General features: G+C 66.5%; 12 protein-coding genes. 9 read left to right on the forward strand and 3 right to left on the reverse strand.

Annotated elements, in window-relative coordinates; genetic code table 11:
* Positions 1-259: 259 nt before the first annotated feature.
* Genes ACZ5MJ_RS31855 through scpA form a run of 9 tightly spaced genes read left to right on the forward strand, consistent with a single transcriptional unit; the run spans position 260 to position 9030 of the window.
* A complete protein-coding gene (locus ACZ5MJ_RS31855; RefSeq protein ID WP_022537350.1) occupies positions 260-742 on the forward strand; it encodes an MSMEG_0572/Sll0783 family nitrogen starvation response protein in 483 nt (160 codons plus the stop codon).
* Between the two features lie 20 nt (positions 743-762).
* Positions 763-1779 (forward strand): Nit6803 family nitrilase, encoded by a 1017-nt coding sequence (locus tag ACZ5MJ_RS31860; protein ID WP_464225073.1) that lies wholly within the window; start codon positions 763-765, stop codon positions 1777-1779.
* On the forward strand, positions 1772-2875 hold the full coding sequence (locus ACZ5MJ_RS31865; protein ID WP_464226662.1) for an MSMEG_0568 family radical SAM protein: 1104 nt from the start codon (positions 1772-1774) through the stop codon (positions 2873-2875). Before ACZ5MJ_RS31860 ends, ACZ5MJ_RS31865 begins: the two co-directional genes overlap by 8 nt.
* Positions 2872-3426, forward strand: a complete 555-nt coding sequence (locus ACZ5MJ_RS31870; RefSeq protein WP_464225074.1) for an MSMEG_0567/Sll0786 family nitrogen starvation N-acetyltransferase — start codon at positions 2872-2874, stop codon at positions 3424-3426. Before ACZ5MJ_RS31865 ends, ACZ5MJ_RS31870 begins: the two co-directional genes overlap by 4 nt.
* Entirely contained in the window at positions 3423-4418 is a 996-nt protein-coding gene (locus ACZ5MJ_RS31875) for a sll0787 family AIR synthase-like protein (RefSeq protein WP_464225075.1), read from the forward strand. Before ACZ5MJ_RS31870 ends, ACZ5MJ_RS31875 begins: the two co-directional genes overlap by 4 nt.
* 8 nt (positions 4419-4426) lie before the next feature.
* Positions 4427-4714, forward strand: a complete 288-nt coding sequence (locus ACZ5MJ_RS31880) for an MSMEG_0570 family nitrogen starvation response protein (protein WP_464225076.1) — start codon at positions 4427-4429, stop codon at positions 4712-4714.
* A 35-nt stretch (positions 4715-4749) separates the two neighbouring features.
* Entirely contained in the window at positions 4750-6036 is a 1287-nt protein-coding gene (locus tag ACZ5MJ_RS31885; RefSeq protein WP_464225077.1) for an MSMEG_0569 family flavin-dependent oxidoreductase, read from the forward strand.
* Between the two features lies 1 nt (position 6037).
* On the forward strand, positions 6038-6874 hold the full coding sequence (locus ACZ5MJ_RS31890; protein WP_464225078.1) for a Pnap_2097 family protein: 837 nt from the start codon (positions 6038-6040) through the stop codon (positions 6872-6874).
* A complete protein-coding gene (gene scpA, locus ACZ5MJ_RS31895; protein WP_464225080.1) occupies positions 6871-9030 on the forward strand; it encodes a methylmalonyl-CoA mutase in 2160 nt (719 codons plus the stop codon). Before ACZ5MJ_RS31890 ends, scpA begins: the two co-directional genes overlap by 4 nt.
* 71 nt (positions 9031-9101) lie before the next feature.
* On the opposite strand, the gene phnE is transcribed toward scpA, so the two are convergent.
* The 3 genes from phnE to ACZ5MJ_RS31910 are packed head-to-tail and all read right to left on the reverse strand — an operon-like array spanning position 9102 to position 11868.
* A complete protein-coding gene (phnE, locus tag ACZ5MJ_RS31900; RefSeq protein ID WP_464225081.1) occupies positions 9102-10124 on the reverse strand; it encodes a phosphonate ABC transporter, permease protein PhnE in 1023 nt (340 codons plus the stop codon).
* Between the two features lie 11 nt (positions 10125-10135).
* A complete protein-coding gene (locus tag ACZ5MJ_RS31905; protein ID WP_464225082.1) occupies positions 10136-10867 on the reverse strand; it encodes a phosphonate ABC transporter ATP-binding protein in 732 nt (243 codons plus the stop codon).
* Between the two features lie 50 nt (positions 10868-10917).
* Positions 10918-11868 carry a phosphate/phosphite/phosphonate ABC transporter substrate-binding protein gene (locus ACZ5MJ_RS31910; protein WP_464226663.1) on the reverse strand — a complete coding sequence of 317 codons (951 nt, stop codon included), beginning with the start codon at positions 11866-11868 and terminating at the stop codon, positions 10918-10920.
* Between the last annotated feature and the right edge of the window lie 46 nt (positions 11869-11914).

Consider the following 11914-nt stretch of genomic DNA (forward strand, 5'->3'; position numbering starts at 1 on the left):
GTTCCCGTTCAAAAACGTGCATTGTGGCGAAGCCGGCATGGCGTGCGCTGTGCACCTCTGGTGGCATCCATGGTCAACGCCGTTGCGATCATTGGGCCGATCATTTGGCCGGCTTCGACTTGATTGGAGATTGATCGCATGACTGCGGGCATTGAGTGGCATATCGGTTGCTGATCCTGGCGTGTTCGGCCCGGCGCCGAACGGTCGATCGGCAAGGGATCGATCGACCACACTGCCCATCAATGCAACGGAGAGAAACATGCCTGCTGTCAGTAAACCAGCCCACAAGAAGGGCGATTTCCTGGTCGACTATGAAGAGAAGGTATTCGAGGACGTAAAGGCCGAAGCGGGCGAGAAGGCGCTGGTGACCTTCCACACCGTCGCCTTCGAAGGCTCGATCGGCTTCGTCAACATGCTGCAGGCCACGCGGCTGCTGCGCAAGGGCTTCGAGACTTCGATCCTGCTGTACGGCCCCGGCGTCAACCTTGGCGTTCAGCGCGGCTTCCCGACGCTTGGCGACGAGGCATTCCCCGGCCATATGAACTTCAACAAGCAGCTCACCAAGTTCATGGAAGAGGGCGGCAAGGTCTACGCCTGCCGCTTCGCCCTGCAGGCCCTGTACGGCCACGGCGAGGCCTCGCTGATCGAGGGTATCCGCCCGATCAATCCGCTCGATGTGCTCGACCTCAAGCTGCTGCACCGCAAGGAGAACGCGCTGATCATCGACACCTGGACGGTCTGAGCGAAAGGGCAGGTGCCACCATGTCACAGAAACGCATTGTGCGCGCGGCCGCGGTCCAGATCGCGCCCGACCTCGAGAGCGGCGAAGGCACGCTGGCCAGGGTCTGCGAGGCGATCGACGAGGCCGCCGGGAAAGGCGTGCAGCTGATCGTCTTCCCGGAGACCTTCGTGCCGTACTACCCGTACTTCTCCTTCGTACGGCCGCCGGTGCAGTCCGGCAGCGACCACATGCGGCTATATGAGCAGGCCGTGGTGGTGCCCGGCCCGGTCACCGATGCCGTCGGCGGGCGCGCACGCCGGCACGGCATGGTCGTGGTGCTTGGCGTGAACGAGCGCGACCACGGCAGCCTGTACAACACCCAGCTTATCTTCGACACCGAGGGCAACCTCGCGGTGAAGCGCCGCAAGATCACGCCCACCTTCCACGAGCGGATGATCTGGGGGCAGGGCGATGCGGCCGGCCTGAAGGTCGCGGACACCGCGATTGGCCGCGTCGGCGCACTGGCGTGCTGGGAGCACTACAACCCGCTGGCCCGCTATGCGCTGATGACCCAGCACGAGGAAATCCACTGCAGCCAGTTCCCGGGCTCGCTGGTCGGGCCGGTCTTTGCCGAGCAGATCGAAGTCACTATCCGGCATCACGCGCTGGAATCCGGCTGCTTCGTCGTCAACGCCACCGGCTGGCTGACCGAGGACCAGATTGCCTCCGTGACCACCGATCCCGCGCTGCAAAAGGCGCTGCGCGGCGGCTGCAACACCGCAATCATCTCGCCGGAGGGCCAGCACCTGGCGCCCCCGTTGCGCGAGGGTGAGGGCATGGTCGTCGCCGACCTCGACATGTCGCTCATCACCAAGCGCAAGCGAATGATGGATTCGGTGGGCCACTACGCGCGCCCGGAACTGCTCAGCCTGGCCATCAACGAGCGGCCGGCGCTGACGGCAGTGCCGATGGCAGGCGCCTTCTCCAACTTCCATGGGAGCATCCGCGATGACATCCAGCGCGACCGTGCCGGCTTCGAGCCGGCAATTGATGACTGAGCTGCAGTCCGTCGGGCTGCGCCTGGAAGACCCGAATGCCGGCGCGGCCAGCCGCCGCGGCGGGGCGGGTCCGTCCGACCACAAGGCAGTCACCATCGATGGCGTAACCATCATGGTGCCGGTGCATACGAGCACGGCGTGGCACTCGCCGTTCGTGGCGCAGGCGCCCGACGGAACGGGGCGCAGCGCGCTGATGCGCGGCACCATCCCGATTGCCAGCATCAGCTTTCCGAAGGCGCCGCGTTTCCATGCGCTGCAGACGCTGGAGGGCATCCCGTACTCGCATATCGCCACGCTGCATGGCGCCGATGTGCTGGCCACCACCGTGCTGCAGACCTGCATCCGCTACGAGAGCCGCAGGAAGACCTGCAAGTTCTGCGCGATCGGCCAGTCGCTGGCGGCGGGCCGCACGATCGCGCGCAAGACGCCGGAGCAACTGGCCGAAGTGGCGCGTGCCGCGGTGCTGCTCGACGGCGTCAGGCATATGGTGCTGACCACCGGCACGCCGCCGACGCCGGACCGGGGCGCGGCTGTCCTTTGCGAGAGCGCCTTCGCCATCAAGGCGGCGGTCGACCTGCCGATCCAGGCGCAGTGCGAGCCGCCCGACGACGACCGCTGGTTTGAGCGCATGAAGGCGGCCGGCATCGACACGCTCGGCATGCACCTCGAGGTCGTCACGCCGGCGCTGCGCGAGCGCATCATGCCGGGCAAGGCGTCGGTGCCGCTGAGCCGCTACATGGAAGCTTTCAAGGCCGCCGTTGCCGTGTTCGGCAGGGGCCAGGTCAGCACGTACATCCTCGCGGGACTCGGCGACACCGCAGAGGCCATCCTGTCGATCTCGCGCGAGCTGATCGAACTCGGGGTGTATCCGTTCGTGGTGCCTTTCGTGCCGATCTCCGGTACGCCGCTGGAGGACCACCCGGCTCCCTCGCCGGCCTTCATGGAGTCGATCCTGCAGCCGCTTGGCGCCATGTTGAGCGCCGCCGGCATGCGCTCGTCCGATATCAAGGCGGGTTGCGGCAAGTGCGGCGCGTGCTCGTCGCTGGCCACCTACGAGCGCGAAGCGGCACCGGCGACGGACGGAGCGCCATCATGAAAAGCGATCTCTGCGTCGAGGTGCCAGGCATCCCGATGTTCCGCATCCGCTGGGCGGAGTACGCCTGGGAGTCGGAGCAGGCCTACCGCCTGCGCCAGGCTGTGTTCTGCGAGGAGCAGGGCATCTTCGCGGGGGACGACCGGGACGCGGTGGACGACGTGGCGCAATTGCTGGTGGCGGTGCGGTTCGAGCCGGCGTTGCCGGGCCTTCCTGGCACCGTGGTCGGCACCGTCCGCATCCACGAAAGCGAGCCGGGCGTATGGTTCGGCTCGCGGCTTGCGGTGGATGCGGCATACCGAAGCCAGGGCAAGATCGGCGCGACGCTGATCCGCCTGGCGGTGAGCAGCGCCCACGCAATCGGCTGCCAGCGCTTCCTTGCGCACGTGCAGAGCCAGAACGTGCCCTTGTTCAGGCGCTTGCACTGGCACGTCCTGGCAGAGGAGACGCTGCTCGGGCGGCCTCACCACCTGATGCAGGCAGACCTGAACCATTACCCGCCTTGCCATACCCCGCACGCGGGCCTGATTACCGAAGGCAGGGCCGTGCGATGAGCCTCGACGATCTCGTACACACCCTGCGCAGCAGCCGCGGTTTTGCGCATAAGACCGATATCCCGGCCATGCTGCCGCTGCTTGGCGCAGCGGCCGCCGGACGCAACGCGGCCATGGCCGTGGACGTAGGCGACGACTGCGCGGCATGGCGGGATGGCGACGGCTACCTGCTGTTCGCCATCGAAGGACTGGTCAGCGATTTCATCCGTACCATGCCGTGGTTCGCCGGCTACAGCGCGGTCATGGCGAACGTCAGCGATATCTATGCGATGGGCGGCAGGCCAACGGCCGTGGTCGATGCGCTATGGAGTCACGGCGCTGATGATGCCGCCGAGGTGCTCAAGGGCATGGCCGCGGCGTCTGCCGCCTATGGCGTGCCGATCGTCGGCGGCCACAGCAATGCGCGCAGCGAACAAAGCCAGCTTGCCGTGGCGATCGTTGGCCGGGCGCGCAAGCTGCTGTCGAGCTTCGCGGCGCGTCCCGGCCAGCTCCTGTTGATGGCGGTGGACCTGCGCGGTGCGTTCGCGGAGCCGTACCCGTTCTGGAACGCCTCGACGGGCGCGCCGGGCGAACGACTGCGCGCGGATCTCGAACTCTTGCCCGTGCTGGCCGAAGACGGCCTTTGTGCCGCAGCCAAGGACATCAGCATGGCGGGTGCGCTGGGCACCGCGCTAATGCTGCTCGAATGCTCCGGGGTGGGCGCCAGAATCGCGCTGGAGCGCATTCCCCGGCCCGATGGCGTGCCACTGGAGCGATGGCTGACGGCGTTCCCCAGCTATGGCTTCCTGCTGGCCGTCGATGACGACGATGCGCCGGCGATCGAGCGCCGCTTCCTCGATCGCGGCATCGCCTGCGCACAGATCGGCGCCATCGACGATTCGTGCGTCGCCACGCTTACGTATGCCTGCGAGCGGGCCACGTTGTGGGATTTCCGCGAGGCGGGGTTCATCCTGCCGACGCGCCTGGCCACGCCGATTGATTCCCCAACCTGAGAACTGCCATGCCGGTTACCCACTTCCGCATCCGCTGGCCTGACCAGACCGAGATGGCCTGCTATTCCCCGTCCTCCATCGTCACGGAGCACTTTGTCGCCGGGACGGCGTATCCCCTGGAGGAGTTTGTCGAGCGCGCGCGTACCGCGCTGGGCGCCGCTTCCGAGCGGGTGCGGGCCACGTATGGCTACGCCTGCTCCTCCGCAATGGACCAACTCCGCATCCTGGAGGTCGCCGCGCTGCGGTTCCAGGGCCAGAACGAAGCCACCGTCCGGTTTCTCGGCTTTGGCAGCTAGCCGATTTGCAAATTCCTCGCCTCAAAGGATTCAACATGTCTCACTTCATCAACACCAATCCGGGCCAGGCCGCGGATCCCAGGCACCACGGCGTCATCATTGTCGGCGGCGGCCAGGCCGGACTATCGATGAGCTACTTCCTGAAGCAGGCCGGCATCGATCATCTCGTCATCGAGAAGCACTCCGTCACGCATACCTGGCGCACGCAACGCTGGGATGCGTTCTGCCTGGTGACGCCGAACTGGCAATGCGCACTGCCAGGCTATCCCTACCAGGGTGACGATCCGCACGGCTTCATGAAGAAGGATGAGATCACCGCCTATCTAGATGGCTTTATCCGGGCGGTCGGCGCGCCCATGCTCGAACATACCGAGGTGCGGCAAGTGAGGGCGCGCGCGCAGGGGGGATTTTCCGTGATGACGAGCCAGGGTGCATTCACCGCGGACCAGGTGGTGGTGGCCTCGGGCGGTTATCACACGCCGATCGTCCCGCGCATGGCCGAGCGCCTGCCGGCGTCGATCCGGCAGTTGCAATCGTCCGAATACAGGAATCCCGGGTCGCTGCCCGAGGGTGCCGTGCTCGTGGTCGGCTCGGGCCAGTCGGGCGCGCAGATTGCCGAAGACCTGCACCTGGCCGGCCGCAAGGTGTATCTGGCCGTCGGCGAGGCGCCGCGTTGCGGGCGCTTCTATCGCGGGCGGGACGTCGTGGACTGGCTTGCGGACATGAAGTACTACGACCTGCCGGTCACCGAGCATCCGCTGCGCGAGGGCGTGCGCGACAACACCAATCACTATGTCACCGGCCGCGACGGCGGGCGCGATATCGATCTGCGCAGGTTTGCCACCGAGGGCATGGAACTCTACGGCGTGCTCGACGACTACCTCGACGGCCAACTGCGTTTTGCGCCGGACCTGCGTCGCAACCTGGACGATGCCGATGCGACATACAACCGCATTAACGCGAGCATCGACAAGTTCATCGCGGAGCGAGGCATCGAGGCGCCGCCGCCGAGCGTCTATGAGCCCGTGTGGACGCCGCCGGCCGAGCGCACCGAACTCGATCCCCGGGCAGCCGGCATTGGTTCGATCATCTGGTGCATCGGCTTCCGACCGGATTTCAGCTGGCTCGACGTGCCGGTGTTCAACGGCCGCGGTTATCCAGGCCACGAACGCGGCGTGACCGCGCACGCCGGCCTGTACTTCCTTGGCCTGCCCTGGCTGCACACGTGGGGATCGGGGCGATTCTCCGGCATCGCGCGCGACGCCGAGTACCTGGCCGCCCTGGTCGCCGCAGGCCGGGGCGACACCGCGCTGGCCGCCTGACATGGAAGCCGTCGTCTCGCGCCATGTCGCCGGCATGCCCCAGTTGGCATACACCGGCCTGTCAGAGAACTGGCTGCTGAAGCGCTGCGGCGACCTGCACTGGCGCCTGCTGGCCACAGGCGCCGGCCTGGCGGTGCCGGACTTCCGCGATGCCGAGGGCCATCCGGTGTATGCGGCGTTCACCGCGATCCGCGTGTGCGACGCCGCGCCGCAAACGATCGGCGAGCACGCCGAGTTCAGCATCGGTTCGCGCATCGTGCCAGCGGGTGGCGTGAAGCACCTCAGCGAACATGCCGTCGACATGCCGGGCGACCGGCGCGCCAGCGTGACGATGCTGTCCACCTTCATCCGCCGCACGCGTGAGCGGGACAACCGCTCGGTCGTGCGCACCATGCCGACCGTGGCCGCGCAGTGGGCCGGCGCCGGCCCGTCGTCACAGGCGGCGGAACTGTCACAACTGGCACGGCGTTTTCGCTGCGGGGATTGGGGCACGCATCTCGGGCTCGACCAGACCCGACATCGTGTCTGCCACGCCGCCGAGTATCTGCCATGCCCCTACAACGACTTCAACGGCGCCGACCTGCTGTACTTCGCCAGCTTCCAGGCCCTGGTCGATCGCGCGGAATGGCAATGGCGTCGCGACGCGGATCCGCCCACGGTGTTCGCGCGGGATCTGTTCTTTCACGGCAACGTCAATGTCGGTGAGTCGCTGGAGCTGACCTTCTCCGCGCTGCGTGAGGACGAGGAGGGATTGAGCCACTGGTGCGAGATCCGGCGCAGCCGCGACGGCGAGAAGATCGCCGATGTGGTCACGCAGAAACGCTGGAGGCAACGTTGAACGCGAAACCGGACGACCCGGCAGGTCCCCTCGAACTGAAGCCGGTCTACGGGCCCGACGACCTGACTGGCCTTGGCCACCTGGGCGGCATGCCCGGCGAGGCCCCGTTCGTTCGTGGCCCCTATTCCACCATGTACCGCGGCAGGCCATGGACCATCCGCCAGTACGGGGGATACGGTGACGCCGCAACGTCGAACCTCGCCTATCGCGAGGCCCTGAAGCAGGGCACTCAGGGCTTGTCGGTGGCCTTCGACCTGCCGACCCATCGCGGCTACGATTCCGACGACCCTCAGGCGCAGGCCGATGTCGGCATGGCCGGCGTGGCCATCGACTCGGTCGAAGATATGCGGCGTCTGTTCGAAGGCATTGCGCTGGACCGCGTGTCGGTATCGATGACCATGAGTGGTGCGGTGCTCCCCGTACTGGCGGCGTTCCTTGTCGCGGCCGAGGAATCGGGCGTCCCGTTCGAACAACTGCGCGGCACCATCCAGAACGACATTCTCAAGGAGTTCATGGTCCGGAACACCTGGATCCATGCGCCGCAGCCGTCGCTGCGCATCGCTGCCGACGTGGTCGAATGGCTGGCCGCGCATGCGCCGAAGTTCAACGGCATGTCGATCTCGGGCTATCACTTCCAGGAAGCGGGCGCGGATCCGGTGCTGGAACTGGCGCTGACACTGGCCAATGCCAGGGCCTATGTCGGCCTGCTGCGCGAGCGCGGCCTCGATGTCGACGCGTTCTGCGGCGGACTGAGCTTCTTCTTCGGGGTCGGCAAGCCATTCTTCGTCGAGATCGCCAAGCTGCGCGCCGCGCGGCTCCTGTGGCACGACATCGTGTGCGAACTGGGTGGCACCAGCGCGCGCGCCACCGCCATGCGCATGCATTGCCAGACTTCGGGCTGGACCCTCGCCGCCCAGCAGCCGCTCAACAATATCGCGCGCACCACGATCGAGGCGATGGCCGCGATCTTCGGCGGTACGCAGTCGCTGCATACCAACGGCTTTGACGAGGCGCTGGCATTGCCGGGCGCGCAGGCCTCGCGGCTGGCTCGCGATACGCAACTGATCCTCCAGCATGAATTTGGCCTGTGCGAGGTGGCGGACCCATGGGCGGGTTCCTACCTGATCGAGTCGCTGACCGGCCGCATGGTGACGGAGGTTCGCGCGGTGCTGGCGCAGATCGATGCCCAGGGTGGCATCGTTGCGGCCCTGGAATCGGGCTGGGTGCAGCGGCGCATCCACCAGAATGCGCTGCGGACACAGGCGCGGCTCGATGCCAGGGAGGAAGTGGTGGTAGGCGTCAACCGCTATCGCGATGCCGACGACGATCGCCAGGAGTGCCTGGAGATCGACGGTACCCAGGTCCGCGCGCAACAGGCACGGCGCCTCGTCGTGCTGCGCAGCCGCCGCGATGACGCCGCGGTCAGGCATGCCCTGGCCGTGCTGACTGACGCGGCCAGGCACGGCGGCCGTAACCTGCTCGCGTGTGCAATCCATGCCATGCGCTGCCGCGCGACCGTCGGGGAATGTACCCGGGCGCTGCTCCAGGTCTGGCCGCGCCATACTGCCCGGTCGTCCTACCACGCAGCGCTGTATGGCACGGCTCGCGCCAGCAGCACGGAATGGCTGGCGGCCTGCGAGTGCGTCAGTGAGCTGTGCGAACGGCTTGGCCGCGCACCCTGGATCCTCGTGGCCAAGCTCGGCCAGGACGGCCACGACCGCGGCGCGAAAGCGGTGGCGGCCGGGCTTGCCGATGCCGGGTTCGTGGTCGAACTGACACCGCTGTTCCAGTCCGCCGAGGCGGTTGCGTCTTCAGCGTGCGATGGCGACTTCGATGCGATCGGCATCTCCACGCTGGGCGGCGCACATCTGGAACTGCTGCCGGCGTTGCTACACGCCCTGCGGCAGCGCGCGCTCGATGTGCCGGTCTTCGTCGGCGGCATTGTTCCGGCAGGCCACAGGCGCTTGCTGCGCCAGTGCGGCGTGCAGGGGATCTTCGGCCCGGGCACGCCGGTCGAGGCAATGGTGAGCACAATCGTGGCCGCGCTCACGTTGTCGAGGATGGGCCGAGCCGAAATTCAACGCGCAGACGGGGCTGCAGCCTACGGCAACAGCGCGCAAGATGCCTGCTTCCACCCCGGGCCTGGCGCGCAATGACTGAGATTCCGTTTTCATAGAGATGGCCCGCTCTGGTGCGCTCCTCTCCTCCCTTTAGGGAGGGGAGCATGTCAAATCAATCTCGCACGCACCCGCGCCGAGAACTGGTCGAGCAGGAACACCACGATGAAGATCGCAATCAGGATGGTCGCAACATGGCCGTACTGGAACATGTCGAAGCGGCCCTTGAGTTCCTGTCCGATTCCTCCGGCACCGACCAGTCCGATGACGGTCGCCATGCGCACGTTCCGATCCAGGATGTAGAGGGTGTAGGCGGTGTATTGCGGCAGTACCTGCGGCAATACCGCGTACCACAGCGTCTTCAATTTCCCCGCGCCGATGGCCTCCAGCGCCTCCTGTGGCTTGTGATCGGCGTGCTCGATATCCTCCGCGTAGAATTTGCCGAGAAAGCCGGCCGCATGCAGGCTCAGCGCCAGCACGCCGGCGATCGGACCGAAGCCATAGGCCAGGACCAGGAACAGTGCGACGATCAGTTCGGGGGCCGACCGCAACAGGCTGATCGAGCCGCGCGCCAGCGTGTAGGTGAACCGGTTCGGGGTGTAGTTGCGTGCGGCGAGGCAGGCCAGCGGCATCGACAGCAGGACAGACAGCAAGGTGCCCCAGATAGCGATCTCCACGGTCTCCGCCATCTTCACAAGGACGGTCCACAAATAGCCCATCGGCCTGACCAGGTACTCGGTGCGTTCCAGCCTGGTTTCCCATTGCAGCGATTGCGGATCCAGATGCTGTTCGCGGTTCTCCTGGACTTCGATATGGGACAGCACGGGCAGGTGCCGGCGATCGAGCCCGGGCAAGCGCGCGACTTCTTCCTTTTCGCCAAGCGCCGGTGGCCACATCGACTCGGCCACGCGCGACAGGCCGCGCACCACCTGTGAGTCGGGGCTCAAGCCGAGCAGGTTGCCCACGGCTTGCCCGGTCATGGCGACCATGCGGTCCATTTCGGTGCGCTGGCCGGTATAGAGCAGGGCCGCCAGCAAAGCCAGGACGATCAGCAAATGGCGCACACGGTAAGGTTGGTCGAGTTTCCAGTCGGCTTGCGTGCCGGGCATGGCTGGATAGGCAGGTTTGTTCAAGGCGGAGTCCTTCATGCGGCAAGCGGTAGCAAGATCTCGGGGGAGGGGGCGGCTTCTTCCCAGCGGACGCCCCCATACAACCGCTCGACCACCTCATCCGTGAAATCGGCGGGTGTTCCGTCGAACACGATGCGGCCGCTGCGCATCCCGACAATGCGGTCGCCGAACTCGCGCGCCAGATCCAGCTGGTGCAGGCTGCAGAGGACAGCGCTGTTGCTGGCCATTGCGGCGCTCCGGATCAGGGTCAGGATGTCGCGGGAGATGCGAGGGTCCAGGCTGGCGACCGGCTCATCCGCCAGGATGACTTCCGGGTCGAGCATAAAGGCGCGGGCGATGCCCACGCGCTGCTGTTGTCCGCCCGAGAGTGCGCCGGCGCGGCGTGCCAAGTGCGCCGGCTCAAGGCCCACGCCGGCCAGCAGGGCACACGCGCGGGCGCGATGCCGGGGCTCAAACCAGCCCAGCAGCGCTCGCCACGCCGATACCTCCGGCAACACGCCGGCCAACACGTTGCGCGCGACGCTCATGCGCGGGGTCAGGTTGAAATGCTGATGGATCATGGCAACCCGGCGGCGCAACTGGCGCTCGGTGGCGCGGGTCAGCTCGATGCCGTCGACTGCCACGCCCCCCGCGCTTGGCCTGATCAGCCCGTTGACGGTGCGCAGCAGCGTCGATTTGCCCGCGCCCGAAGGTCCGAGCACCACGCAGAATTGCCCGCGCGGCACCGACAGGCTGACGTCGGACAAGGCCGCCGTGCCATCAGGCCAGACCTTGGATACGCTATGGAACTCGATCATCAGCGCGCCCCGGCCTTCCTGATGATGTCGGTCTTGACCTGATCGGTCACCAGATCGAACATCTTGCCGGCGGCGGCCATGTCGGCTTCGCTTACCTTGGAGGTGTAACCATCGACCCTGGTGCCGCCGTAGCCGCGGATCTGGTCCTTGCTGATGCCCGGCAATTTGCTGATGTTATCGAAGGCATTGCGCAACCTGGCCTTCACCGCATCGCTCAGCTTCGGATGCATGGCCAGCGGGGGATAGGGGATCGGCGCGCTCTTGGCCACCACCTTGACCCGGGCGGGATCGATGGCCTTGGCATTGGCGGCCTTTTCGAAGGAGTCGAACGAGGCACCGCCCGCATCCACCAGGCCTTCGGCCAACGCCTTGAGCACATTGGCGTGGCTGCCGGCCATGCTGATCATGGCAGCGTCGCTTGCCGGCCGGACACCGGATGCAAGCATCATGGCGACGGGCACATTGAAGCTCGACGTCGAGTTCACATCGCCCAGCGCGATCTTCTTGCCCTTCAGGTCCGTGATCCGGTCGATGCCCGCATCGGTGCGGGCGAAAATGCCCGAGTAGTACACCGATGCGCCATCGCGCACGGCCAGCGCGAGCAGCTCCGCACAGCCGCGCGCGCGCGCCTGCAGATAGCTCGCCGGGCCATACCAGGCGATATCGGCGGCGCCGTTGCACATGGCTTCGACGACCGCGCCATAGCTCTGCCCGATCTTGATATCGAACTTCAGGCCGGTGGCCTGGCTGATGGCGCCGAAGATCGGCTCGAAATCCTTCTTCGTGCCATCCTCGGTGCCGCCGTCGGCCGGAATCAGGACGACGCGCAACGGCCTGGCCGCGCTGCCATCGTGCTGCGCCTGGGCCAGCACGGTTGCGCTGCTGAACAGACCGGCGCAGGCGATGGCGATTGCCGGCAGGGCGCTGATGCGGAATTTGCGGTTCATGATGATAGGGTCCTTCCCCTCGGTAGGTGGCATGGCCGCCTTCGATGGC

The sequence above is a fragment of the Cupriavidus sp. LA-1 genome, from assembly GCF_055385985.1.